This window comes from Rhizorhabdus dicambivorans (assembly GCF_002355275.1).
In the GTDB taxonomy this organism is placed as follows: domain Bacteria; phylum Pseudomonadota; class Alphaproteobacteria; order Sphingomonadales; family Sphingomonadaceae; genus Rhizorhabdus; species Rhizorhabdus dicambivorans.
The window spans coordinates 1,819,305-1,838,572 of sequence record NZ_CP023449.1 but is presented as its reverse complement, the minus strand read 5'-3'; the positions used below and the strand labels follow the sequence as shown (position 1 = coordinate 1,838,572).

The 19,268-nt window shown below is 66.0% G+C and carries 20 protein-coding genes; 7 read left to right on the top strand and 13 right to left on the bottom strand.

From position 1 onward, the window contains the following. Positions 1-69: 69 nt before the first annotated feature. The gene (locus tag CMV14_RS08830) at positions 70-651 is read right to left on the bottom strand and encodes a hypothetical protein (RefSeq protein ID WP_096367703.1); all 582 of its coding nucleotides are present in this window, start codon (positions 649-651) and stop codon (positions 70-72) included. Positions 652-789: 138 nt separating this feature from the next. On the opposite strand from CMV14_RS08830, the gene CMV14_RS08825 reads away from it, so the two are divergent. After that, positions 790-1,806: an IS110 family RNA-guided transposase gene (locus tag CMV14_RS08825; RefSeq protein ID WP_096367840.1), complete on the top strand. Its 1,017-nt coding sequence runs from the start codon at positions 790-792 to the stop codon at positions 1,804-1,806. 187 nt (positions 1,807-1,993) lie between these two features. Here CMV14_RS08825 and CMV14_RS26445 read toward each other — a convergent pair whose 3' ends face one another. The 6 genes from CMV14_RS26445 to CMV14_RS08805 form a co-directional block, all read right to left on the bottom strand. Then, the gene (locus tag CMV14_RS26445; RefSeq protein ID WP_141396756.1) at positions 1,994-2,560 is read right to left on the bottom strand and encodes a hypothetical protein; all 567 of its coding nucleotides are present in this window, start codon (positions 2,558-2,560) and stop codon (positions 1,994-1,996) included. Further along, on the bottom strand, positions 2,557-2,853 hold the full coding sequence (locus CMV14_RS26440; protein WP_139114812.1) for a hypothetical protein: 297 nt from the start codon (positions 2,851-2,853) through the stop codon (positions 2,557-2,559). Before CMV14_RS26440 ends, CMV14_RS26445 begins: the two co-directional genes overlap by 4 nt. Before the next feature lie 254 nt (positions 2,854-3,107). Further along, positions 3,108-3,515: a hypothetical protein gene (locus CMV14_RS08820; RefSeq protein WP_066969748.1), complete on the bottom strand. Its 408-nt coding sequence runs from the start codon at positions 3,513-3,515 to the stop codon at positions 3,108-3,110. A 308-nt stretch (positions 3,516-3,823) separates the two neighbouring features. After that, positions 3,824-5,227, bottom strand: coding sequence for an NAD(P)H-dependent flavin oxidoreductase (locus tag CMV14_RS08815; RefSeq protein ID WP_066969755.1), 1,404 nt, complete (start codon positions 5,225-5,227; stop codon positions 3,824-3,826). A gap of 121 nt (positions 5,228-5,348) precedes the next feature. Beyond that, positions 5,349-6,491 (bottom strand): glycosyltransferase, encoded by a 1,143-nt coding sequence (locus tag CMV14_RS08810; protein WP_066969746.1) that lies wholly within the window; start codon positions 6,489-6,491, stop codon positions 5,349-5,351. Positions 6,492-6,495: 4 nt separating this feature from the next. Then, a complete protein-coding gene (locus CMV14_RS08805; protein ID WP_066969744.1) occupies positions 6,496-7,368 on the bottom strand; it encodes an alpha/beta fold hydrolase in 873 nt (290 codons plus the stop codon). 37 nt (positions 7,369-7,405) lie between these two features. Between CMV14_RS08805 and CMV14_RS08800 the strand changes: the two genes are divergently transcribed. Beyond that, on the top strand, positions 7,406-8,803 hold the full coding sequence (locus CMV14_RS08800; protein WP_066969742.1) for a protein adenylyltransferase SelO family protein: 1,398 nt from the start codon (positions 7,406-7,408) through the stop codon (positions 8,801-8,803). A gap of 197 nt (positions 8,804-9,000) precedes the next feature. Beyond that, positions 9,001-10,056, top strand: a complete 1,056-nt coding sequence (locus CMV14_RS08795; protein ID WP_066969740.1) for a hypothetical protein — start codon at positions 9,001-9,003, stop codon at positions 10,054-10,056. Positions 10,057-10,299: 243 nt separating this feature from the next. On the opposite strand, the gene CMV14_RS08790 is transcribed toward CMV14_RS08795, so the two are convergent. Next, entirely contained in the window at positions 10,300-10,791 is a 492-nt protein-coding gene (locus CMV14_RS08790; protein WP_066969738.1) for a methylated-DNA--[protein]-cysteine S-methyltransferase, read from the bottom strand. 73 nt (positions 10,792-10,864) lie between these two features. Continuing rightward, on the bottom strand, positions 10,865-11,617 hold the full coding sequence (locus CMV14_RS08785; RefSeq protein ID WP_066969736.1) for a helix-turn-helix domain-containing protein: 753 nt from the start codon (positions 11,615-11,617) through the stop codon (positions 10,865-10,867). A 195-nt stretch (positions 11,618-11,812) separates the two neighbouring features. Between CMV14_RS08785 and creD the strand changes: the two genes are divergently transcribed. Beyond that, positions 11,813-13,237 (top strand): cell envelope integrity protein CreD, encoded by a 1,425-nt coding sequence (gene creD, locus CMV14_RS08780; RefSeq protein WP_066969752.1) that lies wholly within the window; start codon positions 11,813-11,815, stop codon positions 13,235-13,237. A 1,226-nt stretch (positions 13,238-14,463) separates the two neighbouring features. On the opposite strand, the gene CMV14_RS08770 is transcribed toward creD, so the two are convergent. Genes CMV14_RS08770 through CMV14_RS08760 form a run of 3 tightly spaced genes read right to left on the bottom strand, consistent with a single transcriptional unit; the run spans position 14,464 to position 16,203 of the window. Further along, positions 14,464-15,228, bottom strand: a complete 765-nt coding sequence (locus CMV14_RS08770) for an ImmA/IrrE family metallo-endopeptidase (protein ID WP_176489153.1) — start codon at positions 15,226-15,228, stop codon at positions 14,464-14,466. Next, positions 15,218-15,652, bottom strand: coding sequence for a hypothetical protein (locus tag CMV14_RS08765; RefSeq protein WP_066969750.1), 435 nt, complete (start codon positions 15,650-15,652; stop codon positions 15,218-15,220). Before CMV14_RS08765 ends, CMV14_RS08770 begins: the two co-directional genes overlap by 11 nt. After that, entirely contained in the window at positions 15,649-16,203 is a 555-nt protein-coding gene (locus tag CMV14_RS08760; RefSeq protein ID WP_139114811.1) for an RNA polymerase sigma factor, read from the bottom strand. Before CMV14_RS08760 ends, CMV14_RS08765 begins: the two co-directional genes overlap by 4 nt. Before the next feature lie 203 nt (positions 16,204-16,406). Here CMV14_RS08760 and CMV14_RS08755 point away from each other — a divergent pair, with 203 nt between their 5' ends. The 3 genes from CMV14_RS08755 to CMV14_RS08745 all read left to right on the top strand — a co-directional run bounded on the left by CMV14_RS08755 (position 16,407) and on the right by CMV14_RS08745 (position 17,946). Then, entirely contained in the window at positions 16,407-16,628 is a 222-nt protein-coding gene (locus CMV14_RS08755; RefSeq protein ID WP_066969730.1) for a DUF2188 domain-containing protein, read from the top strand. 65 nt (positions 16,629-16,693) lie between these two features. Continuing rightward, the gene (locus tag CMV14_RS08750) at positions 16,694-16,906 is read left to right on the top strand and encodes a hypothetical protein (RefSeq protein ID WP_066969728.1); all 213 of its coding nucleotides are present in this window, start codon (positions 16,694-16,696) and stop codon (positions 16,904-16,906) included. Between the two features lie 281 nt (positions 16,907-17,187). After that, complete coding sequence (locus CMV14_RS08745; protein WP_066969726.1) at positions 17,188-17,946, top strand: DUF72 domain-containing protein; 759 nt, start codon at positions 17,188-17,190, stop codon at positions 17,944-17,946. Between the two features lie 246 nt (positions 17,947-18,192). On the opposite strand, the gene CMV14_RS08740 is transcribed toward CMV14_RS08745, so the two are convergent. Beyond that, the gene (locus tag CMV14_RS08740) at positions 18,193-19,224 is read right to left on the bottom strand and encodes a hypothetical protein (protein WP_139114810.1); all 1,032 of its coding nucleotides are present in this window, start codon (positions 19,222-19,224) and stop codon (positions 18,193-18,195) included. Between the last annotated feature and the right edge of the window lie 44 nt (positions 19,225-19,268).

Genomic DNA, 19,268 nt, shown 5'->3' with positions numbered 1-19,268 from the left:
CACTAATGCTCCTTCTTCCCGCGAAAGATAAACTCTACTAAATTGGTAGATTTTATCTTTACGAAGCGATCAATCGGCGGCTTCCTTCAGCTTCCACCCTCGGCGAGAAGCACCGGTCAAAATTTCGTCCGGCTCATATAATTTTGTAGTCAACTCGACACAGGCATAGGGCCGTCCTGCGATATTGCCGGTATCCACGCTGCTGATCGGCCAGTCGTTCTCAGCCATGGGCGCTGACGTCCAGCAGGCCCATGGCCCTTCGTCATTTTCCCCTTTCCATCGCGATTCAAAAATTCGCACGGCCGGGGGAAAGGCACTTCGAGCAACTTGCGAAATAACCAAATCGGAGTTCCCAAACCAAAGATCGAGGAGATCCTGGGCTTTCGAAAGCCACGGCTTTTCTTCAAGGTCTTCAGACAATTCCAATCCACTGGGAGACAGCTTGACTCCCTCAAAGTCGTTAAGGTCCAGCATCGCTCGCCGGTCGCCTTTATGAGCCGCAAGGAACATCCGGTAGGTATATTCCAAGGCATTGGCCTCCAACGGGGAGCCCTTTCGACTCGGCATGATATCCCCATATCGACGCCACGCACGCCTGCCGGTCATGCGCGTGAGATCGATCGGGTCATCGGCTACAATCTTCTGGGGCACCAGAATGGTTCCACTATTATGGTGATGGTGTGGACGGCGCTCTGAGGGAGGTTTGAGTCGCATAGCGACATTCTCCACGGTGTGACTGTCGAAGGTCCACCAAGGAGCACCATCCACATGAGCAAGCTATCAAGCGATTTGTCGACTGTCACGGTTGTAGGCCTTGATCTGGCCAAGCATGTTTTCCAGGTTCACTGCATCGATACCGAGGGCCGGGTGGTGCTGAACCGCTCGCTCAGGCGGCGCGAGGTGGCGGACTTCTTCCGGCGCCTGCCGCCGTGCCGGGTGGGCATGGAGGCTTGCGGCTCGGCCCATCATTGGGGTCGCACGCTGATTTCGCTGGGGCACGACGTGAAGCTGATGCCCCCCGCTTATGTGAAGCCCTATGTCCGGCGCCAGAAGAACGATGCCGCCGATGCCGAAGCGATCTGCGAGGCGGTGACGCGGCCGTCGATGCGCTTCGTGACCGTCCGCTCGATCGAGAACCAGGCAGTGCTGATGCGCCACAAGGTGCGCGAGTTGATCGTCGCCCAACGGACCCAATTGCTCAATGCCCTGCGCGGCCATCTCGCCGAGGCCGGCGTCATTGCCGCGCAGGGGGCATGCAACGCCCGCGCCCTCGCGGCGCTCGTCGCGGCCGGCGACGACGAGGTGCCGACCTGTGTGGTTCAGGCGCTGCTGCCGCTGGTAGAGCAGCTCCGCCATCTTGATGCCGCCATCGCCGAAGCTGACAAGGCGATCCTCGAAGCCGCGCGTGGCAGCGCGGATGCACGGTTGCTGATGTCCATTCCCGGCATCGGCTCGCTTACCGCGAATGCGTTCGTCGCCACGCTGGGCCCCGATGGCGTGGGCCAGTTCTCGGGTCCCCGCGAGTTCGCCGCCTTCCTGGGCCTCGTCCCGCGCCAGCGATCCTCGGGGGGCAAGGAGCGGCTTGGCCGGATCACCAAGATGGGTAATGTCTATCTCAGGAAGCTGCTCGTCGTCGGCGCTCATGCCGTGCTCCACCATCATGCCCGGCACGAAGATCCGCTGCGGCTGTGGGCGAGGAAACTGCTCGCCACCAAGCCCTTCAAGCTCGTCGCGGTCGCCATCGCCAACAAGCTGGCGCGGATCGCCTTCGCCTTGCTCTCCCGGCAGGCGCGCTACGCCGCCTGACCTCCCCGGCTCGCTCAAGGGTGCCCATGCGGTGATGTGACAGGCGGACAACAAGGCTGCACAGCCCGGTAAACTGGCAGCGCTTCGAGCGCGATACGGTGATAGCGGCACGCCACCTTCAGCGGACAATCATCAGGGCCAGCGGCAACCACCGCACTCAACAGGCCGAAGACATGACCGCACCCGTTCAACGCATCCCTTCAAAACCCTTGACGAGGAGCGCCGTCCAGACATGGCACCAGTTAAGCTCCATGAAGAAGCCCTCATAGGGTTTTCCCGTTTCTGGATCACGGCCGCATTCGTGCAATCGCCCGAGCAGCGTTATCCGATGCGGTGCCCCGGCAGACCACGGCCACCCAAACTCCGTACCGTCGTCGGCTGCAGGAAATACCCCGAGCCCCATACGCGCGCGCCTCCGAGCGCGGGGATTATGGTTTTGCCAAGTCTCCGTGCTTTGGTAGATGTCACTGACGCTGCCGTACATCGTCCAAAAAGCAACGATGCCCGTAATCCGAACACAGGCCCATTCTTGCCTACTTCCGCCCCGCGACGCCTCCGCGATCGATATGGGCCGTGCGTTAGCGGCCGTGCATTCCCCCTTCTTATCTGAATGCTTCGCGTGAGAAGCAACTGGCATCAAACATGAAATCACCAGCAGCATGATCAGGCAAAGCGAGGGACGCTCACGCAAGGCAGGACCGGTCCATGGTCGAATTTCGGCAATGGAGAATAGCAAACATCTGATGCTTTTCACGGGGTTTTCCTATGAAATAAAGACTGTTGAAGATTCAAATTCTTCTGAATCTCTTCTGCCTCATGATTGCTAAGACGCATTCCTACAGGGTACATAAACTGGAGTCTGCCATCTTCCAGTTGATGCCAAGCTAGGCGTCCTTCCGACACGGTAGCCATCGGTGCCGGATTATTCGCAAGCAGTGACGTCACATCTCCATAAACCTTTTTGGAAGGAGCCCAATAATCGATCATTGCATCACTTGCGTAATCTCCTTTATCGATGTGGCCATGGCCATAAGCCACCGTTCCCACCGGTTGCTCATTAAAATCTCCAAACTTGAGCGTCTCGGCGCCGTCTATCTATTTGGTCTCTGGATTTATAACAGGAAGAGAATAATACATTTCCGACTTGGGCGCGGTCAGCGGGAGATTCCTTTCACTAGGCGGCCGATCGTCAATTTGGTCACTGAAATTCATCGGCAAGCTTATGATCCGAGTTCCTTTCTCCCCTCTTGCCGAACGATTTGTCACAGCAATCTGATTTATATCGGCATTCATTTTAGCGATCACGTCAGCGTTGGGCATGACCGTTTTCCCATAGACAGCGCAGGATCGAAGGAGTTCGCGCTGATCACATTATAGTCGATTCCGCCGATCGTCTTGCGGGTTACAGCTACACCGCCTCCACTGCCGCCCGTTCCAGCCGAACCACGGGAAGCCGTCGCCAGAACCTCCCCGGTCGGCGGCGCCATCTGCCGATCGAGCTTCCGATCCAGCTCATCCCAACTCAGAATACCCGCCCGGGCGAGATCGCGCGACTTCCCCGCGCTCATCGGCTGTCCTATGCCGCGCTCCTCATCGCGATAAATGACGTTGCCGCCCTCATCGACCCGGAAGGGCCGCGGCAGCTTGCCGTCCGGGCCGGGCAGCGACTTCATCCCCGCGTAGCGATCGTAGTTCGGATCCTTGGCCATTCGATTCTCCATATTTCCAAATAGAACATAAAGAGAACAAACGAAATCCTACATTGCAAGCATGATGGTGCGGCGGGCCGGCGGACTGGTCCGAAATGGTGCAATACTGCCGGAGTCCGCTGAGGAGCGGAGGACGACCTGCCAACCGTCATCCCCGCGAAGGCGGGAATCCATGGACGGCGTCCGGACCAGTCGAAATCGTTCCGTTACCGTGAATTCCCGCCTTCGCGGGAATGACGATGAGGAGGGGCCGCATTGTGCGGGAACCGCATCTCCGGACGGCCCGAAGGCGGTCGAAACGCCCCCCCTCAGTCCCCGGTCAGGATGCGGTCGACGAGCTGCTTCACCGTCGGCACGAAGCCGTTCGAGTAGAAGGGGTCCTGCTTAAACTTGTAGGCGGCGTGGCCCGCGAACATCAGGTTCTCGTCCACCGGCCCGCCATGGGCGATATCCTGCAGGGTCTTCTGGATGCAGAAGCTGCGCGGATCGGCGAGGCGGCCGGTCGAGTTGTTCTCATTGTCCGCCCAGGAGGAGAAGCCGCACTGGCTGAGGCAGCCCATGCAATCGGCCTGGTCCTTGCGGATGATCTTCATCTCGTCGGTGGTGACGAAGACGAGGGTGTTGTCGGGGGTCTTGAGCGCGTTGGTGAAGCCCAGGCCATACCATTCGCGCGCGCGGTGGAGATCGCCCAGCGTCACCCAGAAGCTCTTGCCCTTCACGCCGACGTCGAGCTGATACTGATGGTCGCCCGCCGCCTCCATCGAGAAGGCGATCTGCCGTTCGGAGCGCGCCTCAAGGTTGCGGAGGAAGGGATTGCGCACCGCCGACGAATAGAAGCCGGTCGGTGAGAAGCGGTGGAGCAGCACGTCGCCGGGCTCCAGCGTCGTCAGCCGGTCCTTCCAGCCCTGCGGGATCGGGCTTTCCTGGGTCAGCAGCGGACGGGTGCCGAACTGGAAGGCGATCGCGCCCAGCTCGGGATTGTCGATCCAGTCGTTCCAGTCGCGCAGATACCAGACGCCACCGGCCATGATGATCGGCACGCTGTCCGATATGCCGCCCTCGCGCATCGTGTCGCGCAGCGCCTTGACGCGCGGATAGGGATCCTGCGGCGCCTTCGGGTCCTCGGCGTTGGACAGGCCGTTATGGCCGCCCGCCAGCCACGGGTCCTCATAGACCACCGCCGCCAGCCATTCGGCCGCCTTGGAATAGGCGCGCTTCCACAGCGCGCTGAAGGCGCGGCCGGAGGAAACGATCGGCAGATAGTTCACGCCATAGGAGGCCGCGATCTCGCTGAGCTTGTACGGCATGCCGGCACCACAGGTGACGCCCGCCACCATGCCGCGCGTCTTTTCCAGCACGCCGTGCAGCACGCGCTGGGCGCCGCCCATTTCCCACAGCACGTTGATGTTGATCGCGCCCTTGCCGCCGGCGATCTCGAACGCACGCTTGACCTGCTCGACGGCGCCGTCGATCGCATATTGGATCAGCTCCTCATGGCGCTCGCGCCGGGTCGAGGCGCGATAGACCTGCGGGATGATCCGGCCTTCGGGATCATAGCTGTCGGCGTTCACGGCCGAGACCGTGCCGATGCCGCCCGCCGCTGCCCAGGCGCCCGAGCTGGCATGATTGGTCGCGGCGACGCCCTTGCCGCCTTCGATGATCGGCCAGACTTCGCGCCCGCCATAAACGATCGGCCGCAGACCCTTGAACAACGATACCTCCAATCACGCGCAACCAACGCCCAAGCATGGCAAGGGCCAGAATGGGCGCCCTATAGTGCCAAGCGCCGCGAAATGCGCGCAAAATCGCCCAGCCCTTGCAAATCGGCGATTGTTACCGTGTCAGGGATGCGCCGATCGCATTCCAATATAGGGTGCGATAGCGCTCGATCATCGCCTCTTCGGCGAAATTTCGTAGCGCCACCGCCCGATTGGCCGTGCCTATCGCACGCCTCAGGGCAGGATCGGCCGCGAGTTGCGCCAGCCCTGCCGCAAGGCCGGCCTCATCGTCACAGCGCCGGATGAAAGGCCGGTTCTCCGGCGCCGTCATCTCAGCGATGTCGCCGACATCGGCCATCAGCCCCGGCAGGCCACAGGCCATCGCCTCGACCAGCGAGATCGGGAATTGCTCGCTGTCCGACGACAAGGCGAAGATGTCGAACCCGGCCATATGGCGTACCGGATCGCGCACGAAGCCCGGCATCACCAGCCGGCCGGCGACGCCCAGCCGTTCCGCCTCGGCCTGGATCGCGCCCCGGTCAGGGCCCTCGCCCAGGATCACCAGCCGCGCATCGGCCGGCGCGCCGGCCGCGAAGATGCGAACGAGGCGCGGCAGGTTCTTCACCGGCCGCAGCCCGGCAACCGTCCCGATCACCAGCCCCCCGCCTGCCGCGAGCCCGGGGATCGGCAGCGGCGCGGCCAGCTCGCCCTCGCTCGGCAGGCGGATGCCGTTCGGGATGCGCTCGATCCTGCCCGTCGGCTGCTTCCAGACGTCGAGCGCGATCGCCTCCAGCCGGTGCGACGGCACCACCAGCCGGTGAACGGCGGGCAGCGCGGCGCGGCGGAACCAGACCCGCGCCGGCTTCTGCCGCACCGCCTCATCCTCGTTGAAGCCGTCCTCATGGTGAATCAGCGGCGGCAGACGGCGCAGCCCGGCATAGAGCCGCCGCGCGCCGACCACGTCCATGGCGCCCCAGTTGTAGCTCAGGACGAGGTCGAAGCCGGCCATATAGCGGGCCAGCAACGAATAGCGGCCAACACCCGGCTTGCCCTGCAGCGATGGCGCGCCATCGCCGGGAAAGGCCACGCCGATGCCCGGATCGATCGCGTCGCGGGCGGCCAGCGCACCGGGCACCGCGCTCAGCACGACATGCTCGGCGGCGTCGCCGAAGGCGTTCATCAGCCGCACCGCCCGCGCCTCCTTGCCACCCAGCTGGAAGGTCGAGTGGCAATGGAGGATGCGGGCCGGACGATCCATCCGGTCAGCCGGCCTTGGCGATGCGGGCGAGCAGCCGGTCGACCGCCGCCTCGCTTTCGGGCTCGAACAGCGTCGGCGCATGGCCGATGCGCGGCAGATCGACCCGTTCGAGCAGCGGCAGCTCGGCGGCCATGCGGTCGGCCGTCTCGGCCGAGAGGATATCCGACAGCTCGCCCCGAATCAGCAGGCTGGGGATCGGCTTCAGCGCTTCGGCCAGTGGCCACAGATCGCCGCCGCTTTCATTGCCGGGCACGCGGAACGGTTCGGCGATCGCATTGTCATAGTCGGCGACGATCCGCCCGGCGCTGGTCAGGCGATACAGCCGCTTCGCCATCTCCAGCCACTGGTCCAGCTTGTAGTCGGGATAGGCCGGCCGGTGCACCTCCGCCAGCGAGCGGGCCGCGTGGAGCCAGGTCGGGTAGCTTCCGCCCCGCCCGACATAGCCGCGGATGCGGACCAGCCCGGCCGGATCGATCGCCGGCCCGATGTCGTTGAGCAGCACGCCCGCCACCTTGGCCGGATGGGTGGCGGTGATCAGCATCGACAATATGCCGCCCAGCGAAGTGCCGAACAGGATGAAGCGATCGAGCGCGCGCTGCTCGATCAGCGCGGTCAGGTCCTCCAGATAGGTGGCGGGCACATAGCTCATCGGGTCCTTGGCGCGCTCGCTCTCGCCGCGCCCGCGCAGTTCGGCGACGATCACCCGGTATTTGCCCGCCAGCCGATCCGCCACCGCCGCGAAATCGCGCGCATTGCGGGTCAGGCCGGGGATGCACAGGATGGCCGGGCGCTTCGATCGCGCCGCGGCGGGATAGTCGCGATAATGGAGACGGAGGCCGTCTTTCGACAACCAGTGACCGTCTTCCCATGCCGCCATGCTTGCACCTCCGCCTGTTCCACCCCCATATCGCCGCATGCCCATCGCCCCGCAAGCCGCCGCCTATCGCGCCGATCCCAAAATCGAGACGATCAGGGATCGCCTGTCCGATCCCGTCGCGGCAGCGGACTTCCCGCAGGCGATCCTGAGGTTCCGCAACCGGCGCTGGGACGGCGCGGTCGGCCTCGATTCGCTGAGCGACGAGCAATGGATCGCCCATTTCGGCCGCTTCGAGCCGCTGCCCGGCAACCTGCCCCAGCCGCTGGCGCTTCGCTATCACGGCCACCAGTTCCGGCATTACAACCCCGACATCGGCGACGGGCGCGGCTTCCTGTTCGCGCAGCTGCGCGACGGAGAGGGCAGACTGCTCGATCTCGGCACCAAGGGATCGGGCCAGACGCCGTACAGCCGCTTCGGCGACGGCCGGCTGACCCTGAAGGGCGGCGTGCGCGAGATATTGGCGACCGAGATGCTGGAGGCGCTGGGGGTCGAGACCAGCAAGACCTTCTCGCTGATCGAGACCGGCGAGGCGCTCCAGCGCAACGACGAGCCCTCCCCCACCCGGTCCTCGGTGCTGGTGCGGCTGAGCCATGGCCATATCCGCATCGGCAGCTTCCAGCGGCTGGCTACGCTGGGCGAGGCTGACACGATGCGCGACCTGATGGGCTATACGCTGACCAACCTCTATGGCGAGACGCCCGGCAACGCGCCCGCCGGCCAGCTGCTCGATCTCGTCTGCCGCCGCACTGCCGCGCTCGCCGCCAGCTATATGGCGGCGGGGTTCGTCCATGGCGTGCTCAACAGCGACAATATCAACGTCACCGGCGAGAGCTTCGACTATGGCCCGTGGCGCTTCAACCCCACATGGAACCCCGGCTTCACCGCCGCCTATTTCGACCAGCAGGGCCTCTATGCCTTCGGCCGGCAGGCGCAGGCGATCCACTGGGACGTGGTGGAACTGGCCCGGTCGCTGCGCACCGTCGCCGAAGCCGAGGAACTGGCGCCCGCGCTCGACGGCTGGCCCGGCCATTATGAGCGCGACGTCGCCGCCGCGATCTGCGGCCGGCTCGGCGTCGCCCCGCGCGGCGAGGAAGCGGACCTCGCCCTGCTCCAGGCGATGGACAGCGCGCTTCAGCGCAGCCAGGTCGGCATCGACCGCTTCTTCTTCGACTGGCGCGGCGGCGCGCGGCGCGCGGCATCGCCGGCCGATGCGCTGTATGACGGCGAGGACTTCGCCGGCTTCCGTGCGGCCATCGCGGACTATCGGGGCCAGGCCTCGCTCGACCATGACTATTGGCGCGACCCCGAGCCCTGCTCGATGCTGATCGACGAGGTGGAGGCGATCTGGTCGGCGATCGACGAGCATGACGACTGGGGACCGCTCCACGCGAAAGTCGACGCGATCCGCCGCATGGGTGAGGCGATGAGACTATAGATCACCTTCCTTACAGAATATCGAAGATGATCTTCCCGAGTCGTCACATTAATGGCAGATTAATGGATGATGTCCGATCCGTCATAGATGTTCATCTCAGCACATAACTTCATATCTCCAAATCAATTCATCGCGCCGGGCCGGCAATTGGTCGGAGAAGCATGGACCCGATTGAAGGAAGCTGGGTTCTTTTACGCATGAGGTACGCAACCCACCCCGTCCGCCCCGGCCTGACCGCGATTGCCGCTGTCCTGGCCCTGTCCTCAACCCCGTCCTTCGCGCAGGCCGCCGATCCGGCAGCGCCCGCACCGATCGTGACCCCGCCGCCGGTCGTCGCCGCGCCCGCACCCGCGCCGGTCGAAAGCGCCCCGGCAACGATGAGCAGCACGACATCGGCCCCATCGAGCGGCGGCCTCGTGACCGTGCCGATCCGGCCGGGCAGCTCGACCGTGATTGCTCCGACCAGCGCCGCGCCCGCCCCGGCCCCCGTCGTCGAGGCCGAACCCGCTACGCCGGCCCCCGCACCGATTGCCCGCTCGACCGCCCGCAACACCCCTGCTCCGGCGCCGCGTGCCACCGCGACCGCCCCTACCGCAGCCGCCCCCGCCGCCGCGCCGATCGCGGCGCCGGCCGAACGGCTCGCGCCGGTTGCCCCGGTCGTAGCACCCTCCCCGACCCCGGTCGCCAAGGCGCCCGTCGCGCAGCCTGCCCCGGCCGCCCCGGCCGATGACACGCTGCCGATCGCGGGCGGCGTCGGCGCCGCGATCCTGCTGCTCGGCGGCGGGCTCTACGCACTCAACCGCCGCCGCCGCGACGATGTCGCGGAGGTCCATAGGACCGACACGGTCGAGACCCGCGAGCCGCCGGTGCCCGTCGCGCCGGAGGTCTATGCCGCCCCCGTCATGACTGCGCCGATCCGGACACCCGAGCCCGCCCTGGCGACGGCCTCCGATGCCCCGTCGAACCGGATTCCCGAAGGCTTTGACACGTCGCGTTTTGGCCGCCACGTCCAGGCCGCCTATCGCGGGCCGACGCCCAACAATCCGTTCCTGTCGCTGAAGCGCCGCGTGAAGCGGGCCAGCTTCTACGACATGCGCGAGCGGATGGCTGCGCGGGGCGATCTGCCTATGACCGATCCGGTCGTCGCGGCCACCGCCAGCCAGCCGGCGACCGCCCCGCGCCAGACCGAATATGTCACGACCCGGGTGCAACGTCCGCCCCGGCCCGGCTTCCGGCCGGCTTATCAGGGCTGAGGCTGAAACCTCGACCCGAGCCAGTGCCGGTGGCGCCGTCCTTTGCCAGCTCATTCTCCGACGGGGGGAATAGCCGGCAAGGGGCGGCGCTTCCTCGTGTATCGGCAATCGGCCCGAGGCGGCCTGCAAATGGCGCCCCCCTGCGCTTCCGGTGCTCACGTACCTTGAGTACGCTGCGCGCCGGTTCTCGCTCGGCACCATTTTCGGCTCGCCCCGAGCCGATTTCCGACACACGACATAACCTCATAGTAAATTGGTTTGCCCCTCCAGTTCGAGCAGGTAGCGCTTTGCCGCGATGCCGCCGGCGAAGCCGGTGAGGGCGCCGGTGGAGCCGATCACGCGGTGGCAGGGCGCGACGATCGAGATCGGGTTGCGCCCATTGGCGGCGCCCACCGCGCGGGACGCCGAGGGCCGGCCGATCGCCCGCGCAATCTCCCCATAGCTGCGGGTCTCCCCGAACGGGATGGCAAGCAGCGCCGCCCAGACGCTGCGCTGGAAATCGGTGCCGCGGAAATCGAGCGGGAGATCGAAGCGGTCGAGCGTCCGCGCGAAATAGGCGGCGAGCTGCCGCGCCGTCTCCCGCAGCACCGGGTGATCGGGGCGCTCCTCGGCCCGCGCCAGTGGCACCCGGGCGGGATCGTCATCCTGCCAGAGGATCGCCACCAGCCCCGCATCACTAGCGACAAGGCGGAGGTCGCCGACCGGCGAGGGAAAGGTCGTGAAAGCCAGGGTCATCGATTCGCTCCCGATATCGCCACGGCCATCATTATCGCGGACCTGCCGCCACGGCGCCTCCCGCTCCTTGCGATCACATCAGCATGCGGGCGAAACCGTCGGCGGTGACGCGATCGACATGGCGGCGATAGGCGGCGAAATCGGGGTGGCCGGGCGAGATCCGCCCGAGCGCGGGGGACGGCTGGCCGGGCTTCAGCGGCACCAGCGCGATCGGCATCGTCACCGGCATCAGCGAGGTGCCCTGGCCGACCTGCAGCGTGGTCAGCACGCCATAGAGCTCCCCCGCGATGGTCGGCCGGCCGAGGATGACGAGCCGGTACTGGCCGAGATCGTTGGTGACGAGATAGACATGGCCCGACAGGTTGGAGACCCCGACGGTGCCGCCCTGGGTGAACTCCGGATCGATCCGCGCCGCCTCCCGGAAGGCGAGCAGGCCGCGCGCCTCGTCCCAGGCGATGCCGAGCAGATGGGCATAGACCGAGCCCGCCTCCCCCGCCGAGGGCCGCAGCGTCAGATAATCGCCCTCCAGCCAGCTCACCGCCGGCCGGGCATAGGCGCCAAGCTCCTGCGGCGCGAGGGTGGGAAGCGACGACGCGGCGGCCGCGCCTCCCTCGCCGCGCAGCGACAGGCCCAGCGCCTCCTCGATCCGGATGGTCGTCATCAGGGTGAAGGAGCGGCTGCCCGCCAGCGCCTTTTCGAGGGTGGAAAGGCTGATGCGGGCCGCATCGGCCAGCCATTGCCGCGACAGCCGGCGGCGCGCCAACTCCTCCCGGATGCGCTCCCCGATCCGCCGCGCCTCCTCCGCCCCCGCTCCGTCCGACGCCATGCGCAGCCCTCACCATCCCGTACAAATCCGCACAGTGGCGCGCGGACCCCGCCATGACAAGCACGGCGTGGCGGCAAATGGCGGGAGTTGCCGATCGCTGTCCGGCGCGGCGGCATGACAGGCGTGGACCCGGCCAATCGAGAGGAGACCGACCATGTCCTGCCCTTCCCCACATCCCCGCCGGCGGAGGCCGTCATGAGCATCAGCCGCAGATTCCTGGCGATCGGGGTGATCGCCGCCGCGCTCGGCATACCGCTGTTCGTCATCTACATGCTGGTGTGGGACCGGAGCGCCACCGCCGCGCAGGCCCGCAGCGAGATCAGCGCCGGATGGGCCGGCGAACAGACGCTGCGCGGCCCCTGGCTGGTCGTGCCCTTCACCGAGAGGCGGCTGACCGCCGTGGAGGCCGCCCCGGCAGAGGCCGCGACGGGCACCGTGACCGGTGCCGTGGCCGGTGTCGGGGCCGGCGCGGTGCAACAGGTGCTGGCGGACCATCAGGACGCGCTGGTGATCGCGCCCGACGACCTGCACGTCACCGCGCGGCTGGCGCCCGAGCTGCGCCGCCGATCGCTGTTCGAAACGGTGGTCTACCAGGCCGACCTGGCGGTGGAGGCGCGCTTCTCGACCGGCGCGATCGCCGGGGGCGATGTCGATCCGGCGCGTCTCGACTGGGCCCGCGCCTATTATGTGCTGGCGATCGACGATCCGCGCGGCTTCGGCGGATCGATCCCGCATATGCGGATCGACGGCCGGCTGGTGGAGGCCGAACCGGGCAGCCGCGACCTGAAGCTGCCCGGCGGCGCGATCAGCGCCCCGGCCGGGCTGAGCGCGCCGCCGGCCGGGCCGATCCGGCTGTCGAGCCGGCTGCCGGTCAAGGGCAGCACCGGCTTCGGCGTGGACGGCCATGCCCGCCGCATGACCGTCGACCTTGCCTCGCCCTGGCCGCATCCGAGCTTCACGGGCGGGCTGCTGCCCGACCGGCGCAGCATATCGGCCAAGGGGTTCGCGGCGCGCTGGTCGACCAGCTATCTGGTCGCGAACAGGCCGCTGGCGATGCGCGCCAGCACCGGGGCCGCCCGCGAACAGGGCGCGCCGGGCCTGGCCGAGGTGCGGCTGATCCAGCCGGCCGACCTCTATGCGCAGGTCGAACGATCGCTGAAATATGGGATATTGTTCATCGCGCTGACCTTCCTGACCTTCTTCGCCTATGACGTGACCGGGCGGCGGCGGGTGCCGATGCTGGCCTATGCGCTGGTGGGGCTGGGGCTGGTGCTGTTCTTCCTGCTGCTGCTGGCGCTGGCCGAATATATCTCGCTCACCCCCGCCTATGTGCTGGCGGCGGCGGCGCTGATCGGGCTGATCGGCAGCTATTCGAAGGCGGTGCTGGGCGGCACCGGCCGGGCGCTGGTGATCGGCGGGGTGCTGACGCTGCTCTACGGGGTGCTCTATGTGCTGCTGCAACTGGAGGATTATGCCCTGCTGCTGGGCAGCCTGATCCTGTTCGCGGCGCTGGGGGTGCTGATGTACGTCACCCGCCATGTCGGCGAAGGGGAAGCGGAGGCCGAAGCGCGGGAGGACGGCGCGAGCGACGCCGACGGCACCCCCGCCGCGCTCGGCTGACCCGATCGCGAGGAAGGACGGCCGGCATGGCGACGTGCCGGCCGTCTGTCGTGCGAGCCGATGCCTGTCTGCGGGGCCGGCAGCGAGGCTGGCGAAGGCGCCGACGAAGGAGGGCCGAGGGCCCGCATTTCCGGGTGCATGGGGTTGTGCGTTCGTTTTTATTTTTTCCCGCGACGAAGCGGGCCCGGCCGCGCATCGCCCGGCCTGCCGGTGACGCGAGGGGATACGAAATGGGAGGACGTCCACGCCGGGCGCCGCCGGCATCTCCGCCCAGGCGGCATCGGCCAGCCGCAGCGCCATGGCGGCGACCTCCGGCCCCAGCGCGAAGGCGCGCAAAGCGAGCCGGGCGGCGGCGGTAAAGCGGCTGCTCGCCCGAATATAGCGCGCCGCATCCCGGAACGCGGCGGAACGCCCGCCATACTTCCAGGCATTCCGGTTCCCGCGCGGCGCGCCGCTGCCCCTGCCGCCATGCATCCGGCACCGCTGCCTTCCGCCCACTGCCGGGGACCGGCACGGCGCCCCCGAACGGGTCCGCGCGCCGCAGCGCGGGGCGCTGGCGAGGATGGCGGGTTCGGCGGAGGGGGGTGATGGGTTGGGCAGTTGGGTGGTTCCTGATGGGCGCTGTGCAATATGCGGCGCGGCCAGCCTTAACACGCCACGAGGAGGAAAGATAGAACAAAAAGAGAACAAATTGAATTGACGGTTACGGCCGCTACTGGGCCGGTTGCGGAATGGCGGGTTCCGGGCAACAATAGGGGAATAGGGGCCCTCCGATCCGTCACATAGCGACGGCAGCTTCCGACCACACCCCGTCGTTCGGGGCAGAGGCACGGACGACCAATAATGGGCGAACCTGCCCCTCGCTTCTTCAAGAAAATAGGCAGGCGCATCGGGCTGTATTTACGGCCTTGGGCAGCGCAGCGCCTTCAATCATCTTTCCACTCGACGCGCAACTTGCCGTTGGTTGGATCCCAGCCAAACATCCGCTGCGAAAGCTACGTCTAGCAAGGCAGAAATCGGCGCATGTTTGTGATTGGAATTGCTATATACTCGGAAGCTTACCTTTGATCCAAGTGCACGCGGCGCGTTGGCGGCAGAAACCTGCTTATCTTTTGGTATCGTAACCAGTTGCGATCCCATCCCCACCAAAAGCGGAATGGCCAGGGCGCACGGTGAAACCTCGATCCTAGGTAGCAGCGCTGCAATATCCTAAGACGGTACCTGTTTCATAGGGTCAGCATCTTCGGATCGGTCAGCGTGAGGAGCGTGAGCATTGTGCCGCCGTGCGCCTTCAGCGACTGCTCGGTGATGCGGTAGCGGCTGGCATCGCGCCGATCGAACCAGAGGCTGGCGGCCACGGCTTGGCTCTTGGATCGCTCGACGGTTCCGAACAGTACAGGAAACGAAGGCGAGGAAGGATCGAGATCGTCTCGGGGAAACCAGTCGTCGGGGACGCTTGCGGCTCGTTTGAACCATCGTCGGCCGGAGGAACCATGGCAAACGAGGACAACTGGCCAAGAGTTGATGTCGACACAGCGAAGGGCGGTTGCGAGCCGGCTAGTCGAAAAGGTCCCGGCGAGCATGTCGATGCCTTCGAAGTCCGGCCGCTTCAGTTGTGCGACTGACGGACTGAAGAGGAAGCGTGGCATCAAAAGGTCGGCGGCGAACCTGTCGGCCTGCTTCTCAAGCTGGCTGGCAGCTCCGGGGTTGCCGATGTCGCTCGAGCGACAGATAGAGGATCGGCCGCGATGATGGACCCAGTGGCCGAGCTCATGGCCGATTGAGAAGCGACGGCGGCGCGGGTCGCCGAAGTTGCGGACGGTGATGATCGCCTGGTCCTGGAAACCGATGATGCGTGCCTCGCAGCTTGGTAGCTCGGCTTCGCGAACCTTGACTCCCATGGACCAGGCGATTGCTTCGAGGTCGATCTCATCGGGACTTGTGACACCCAAAGAGCGCAGGAGCGTCTCCGCCGGGGTGTCACCGCTCAATCGGGTTCCCCTCGTCATCTATCAGTCCGAGCTCGCGCAGATCGGCTAGAATGGAGTCGATCTCCTGTTCCGTGATACCTTCGCCGTTTCGGGCCGCCATGGTGAGGCGGGACTTGAGCTTGGCATCGTCGTTAGCGAAGCGCTCCAGGATGCTGGCGCGCATTGCTGCGGGGAGCGGGGAGCGCACGACGCGCGCCGTCCGATCACGATCCACTGCTGTTCGTGCTGCGACGAGACGCGCGCGACCCCCACGGGCGATGCCTGCGGCGACTGCGTTGCGCGCGGCCTGCGCTTCCGCTTCCGGGTCGGCTCCTTCTTCGGCGAGCTCAGCCATCAGTTCGGCATCACTCAGCTTCATCAGGTCTTCTACGGCTTCGTCGATCAGTTGGTGGAGCGTGGGATCGTTTTTCTCAGGGCCGCTCACGCAGTCCACCCGTTTGGAAACCTCCGTTCCATCTTTCGGCGGATTCGGGTTCGGGTGCTGTTGTAGGTGGTTTCGGACATCTCGTTCATCACCATGATTTCCTCCTTCGATAGTTCGTCCAGGTCAGCCATGATGACGAGCAGTGCAGGCTCATCATCGGCGAACAAATCCTCCAGAGCGGCGATCCTCCGGGCCGTGTCGTCGGCCCGGAGGACTAGGGTCTCCGCGTCCGGCGCGTCGCACTTGAGAACGACCAGGGGGTGGCCATCGGTTCCAGTGGCGTCGAGCGAGATCTCACTCCCGGCTTTTCGTGAGGACACCTTCGCGTTCCATGCGATGCTCCGCATTGCGCCGACGAGGAATACCAGGATGGGAAGGTCCCTGCGGCATTCGCGTGCACCGGAATAGGCGGAACACACCGCCTCGCCGATGAGATCGTCCGCCGTGCAGTCGAGGGCCAGAGCGAACTTGCTGCCCGCACGGCGCAGGCGAACGAGATCGCTCTGGGTCAGGCCGTCGAGAGCGGACCTGATTTCTTCGAGGTCGAACACGTCTCGGATCGCGTCACTCCACTTGGGTCTGTCTTCCTGCATAGGCTGACGTGGAACTGCTTCGCGGACAAGTCGGTCGAAATAAATTTTGATGTCCGTGTAGGCTGCCGGGATCAGCCTACCTCCTGAATGCCAATCACGGGGTTCGGGAGCGGTGTCGCAAGCCGGCTTACCCGCCAGCGCGAGGAAGGAGGAATATCAAGATGGGCAAGAACCAGCATGTTGTGCCGCACGCAGGCGGCTGGGCGGTTCGTGGCGCCGGCAATGAGCGGGCGACCTCGGTGCACACCACCCAGTCCGAAGCGATCGGCGCGGCGCGTGACATCGCGCGCAACCAGCAGAGCGAACTGCTGATCCATGGCCGTAATGGCCAGATCCGCGAACGCGACAGCTTCGGCGGCGATCCGTTCCCGCCGCGCGGCTGACGCAAGACCGGGGCCGCGCTTCGGCGCGGCCCCACCCTCGATGACTCGATGATTGGAGAATAAGCATGGCCAAGGGCAAGAGTGGCGGTTCCTACCGCAGCGCGATCTCCGGTCGCTTCGTGACGGCAAAGCACGGGAGGGCGTCTTCGCGCACGACCGTTCGCGAGGCCGCTGGCAGCGGCAGCACCGGTGGCACCTATCGCAGCGCAATCTCCGGGCGGTTCGTGACGACCGCGCACGGGAAGCGCAGCCCCAACACCACCATCAAGGACAGCTGATCTGCGTCCGGCTCAGCTCCTGGCATTATGCGACGCCGCTCGAACTAACGTTTCACGTCCGCTCTTGACGCGAGCTGCCGCTCGACCTGCGGCACAGGAACGGCAGGAAAGTCCCAAAGCCGGTCGTTCCAGACTCGTTCATTGAGTGAAAGATCAAATGGAGGCTTTCGGGAGGGCCGGAAAGCCTGCTGAACGGCTGGTATCTCGCGTATAGCCGCCGCAATCGCACCCCGTACCGCCCGTCCCGGCAACGCCCCCCTGCCCCGCGCGTTGTCCCCACCATGATCGCTATCATAGGCACGGCGGGCTGGGCCATTCCGCGCGGCGAGGCCGCTAGGTTTCCCGCCGAAGGCACGGGTCTGGAGCGCTATGCGCGGCGGCTGGGCGGGGTTGAGGTCAATTCCTCCTTCTACCGGCCGCATCGCGGATCGACCTGGGCGCGGTGGGCGGCGAGCGTGCCGGCGGATTTTCGTTTCTCGGTGAAGATTCCCAAGGCGATCACGCATGAGGCGAAGCTGGTCGGCGCCGATGCGGCCATCGCGCAATTCTGTTCCGAGGTGGAGGGGCTGGGGCCGAAGCTGGCCGTGCTGCTGGTGCAGCTGCCGCCCAGGCTGGCGTTCGACGAAGCGGTGTGCCGTGCCTTCTTCCCCACGCTGCGGGCCCACAGCACCGCCGCCCGGATCGTGTGCGAGCCGCGCAATCCGTCCTGGTTCACCGAACATGCCGACGGGGTGCTATCCGACCTGCGCGTCGCGCGCGTCGGCGCCGATCCGGCGCTGAGCGAGGAGGCCGCCCGCCCCGGCGGCTGGCGGGGCTTCCGATACAGGCGGCTCCACGGATCGCCGGCCATGTACCGATCCCCCTACAGCAGCGAGGCGCTGGCGGGCTATGCCGGGCAGATCGCCGCCGAACTGGCCGAGGGGGTGGAGAGCTGGTGCATCTTCGACAACACCGTCACCGGAGCGGCGCTGGGCGATGCGCTGGCGCTGGAGGCGGCGATCAGGGACGCGGATCGGGCGCGGACGCGGCGGCGGGGCTGAGCACGCTTATTCCCCTTGTTTTCCGTGTCGTCAGGTGCGTCCACCCGACTTCAAATCACTCTGGACCTTTGCGTAAGAGCGTCTGCCCCCCCAACATTCGTCATCCTCGCGGATGCGGGGATCCATAATCCCTTCCGTCAAGAGGCTCGAGCTTCAGAGAATATGGATTTCCCGCCTGCGCGGGAATGACGGATATGAAGAGCGGGATCACGTCTATTTTCCTTTTTTTCCGTGATTTCCGAGTCGTCAGGTGATTCCACCTGACTTGAAATCACTCTGGCCCAGGCAGTGCGACAGGGCCGCTTCGTCGAAGACGATCTTCCGGCCGGCGCGGTGGAACTCGACGGTGTCGATCTTCAGCGCGGCGACCGGGCCCTTGAGCGCCGCCCCCATGCCCTTCGGCACGACGAGGACCTTGCGATAGCCGCCGCCGAGCAGATGATCGTAGATGTGCAGCTGGCCGACCGCGGCGAAGATATCCTGCGCGCCGGCGCCCGACTTGATCTCGAACAGCACGCTGGGGCCCGGGCCATAGGTGAAGAGATCGGGCCCATATTGGCCGACGCGATCGTTCGAGTGCGGCACTTCGCGATCGGCAAGCGCGCCGGCCAGGGCGCGCTGAATCTCGCCATGCCAGCGGTTGCCGGTGCGGGCGTCCTGCGCCGCGATCTCGAAGCTGCCGATCGCTTCGGGGCTGAAGCGGTGTTCCCAGTCCTTCGTCTTTTCCAGATCGGGGAGGGCCATGCCGTTGGCGAGCTTGACGTTGCGGGCATGGGCGCACTGGGCGATGAAGGCGCCGATGCCCTCCGCCATGAGCGCGGCGGGGCCGTCGATCCGCGCGACGGGGTGATAGGCGCCGTGCGATCCGTCGCTGAAGGCCACCTTCACCGGCTGCAACCCCGTCGCGGCGATGAAATCGGCCTCGGTCACCCGGCTTCCCGACACGCTCATGCGGCCCTGGTGCAGCACCCAGAGATGGCCGGCGCCATCGCGCGCGAAGACGGCCTGGAGGTTGCGATCGATCCCCCTGGGGGGCTGGTTGATCTCGACGATCATATTGCTGCGGAAGGATAGGGGCTTCTGGCCGAAGGCGTTCCAGTCCCGCAGCGCGCCGTTCCGGCCCTTCGTCCTGCCGAAGGAGGCCCAGAACTGCAGCCGCTCGTGCCAGAGCACGTCCTGACCATCCATCTTGCCGATGGCCCTGGACTCGTCCCGGAACGCCTTTTGCCACTGGGCGGCGGCGGCGCGCACCTCCGCGGCCTTTTCGACAGCCTTCATGTTTCCCCCTTCTTGCGTGCCCCGCCCCGTCACTGCGGCGAGGC

Excerpts from the sequence above, each read along its gene's own strand:
- CMV14_RS08820 (WP_066969748.1), bottom strand. The coding sequence starts at position 3,515 with ATGGCCAAGGATCCGAACTACGATCGCTACGCGGGGATGAAGTCGCTG.
- CMV14_RS08810 (WP_066969746.1), bottom strand. The coding sequence starts at position 6,491 with ATGGATCGTCCGGCCCGCATCCTCCATTGCCACTCGACCTTCCAGCTG.
- CMV14_RS08805 (WP_066969744.1), bottom strand. The coding sequence starts at position 7,368 with ATGGCGGCATGGGAAGACGGTCACTGGTTGTCGAAAGACGGCCTCCGT.
- CMV14_RS08800 (WP_066969742.1), top strand. The coding sequence starts at position 7,406 with ATGCCCATCGCCCCGCAAGCCGCCGCCTATCGCGCCGATCCCAAAATC.
- CMV14_RS08795 (WP_066969740.1), top strand. The coding sequence starts at position 9,001 with ATGAGGTACGCAACCCACCCCGTCCGCCCCGGCCTGACCGCGATTGCC.
- CMV14_RS08790 (WP_066969738.1), bottom strand. The coding sequence starts at position 10,791 with ATGACCCTGGCTTTCACGACCTTTCCCTCGCCGGTCGGCGACCTCCGC.
- CMV14_RS08785 (WP_066969736.1), bottom strand. The coding sequence starts at position 11,617 with ATGGCGTCGGACGGAGCGGGGGCGGAGGAGGCGCGGCGGATCGGGGAG.
- creD (WP_066969752.1), top strand. The coding sequence starts at position 11,813 with ATGAGCATCAGCCGCAGATTCCTGGCGATCGGGGTGATCGCCGCCGCG.
- CMV14_RS08755 (WP_066969730.1), top strand. The coding sequence starts at position 16,407 with ATGGGCAAGAACCAGCATGTTGTGCCGCACGCAGGCGGCTGGGCGGTT.
- CMV14_RS08750 (WP_066969728.1), top strand. The coding sequence starts at position 16,694 with ATGGCCAAGGGCAAGAGTGGCGGTTCCTACCGCAGCGCGATCTCCGGT.
- CMV14_RS08745 (WP_066969726.1), top strand. The coding sequence starts at position 17,188 with ATGATCGCTATCATAGGCACGGCGGGCTGGGCCATTCCGCGCGGCGAG.
- CMV14_RS08740 (WP_139114810.1), bottom strand. The coding sequence starts at position 19,224 with ATGAAGGCTGTCGAAAAGGCCGCGGAGGTGCGCGCCGCCGCCGCCCAG.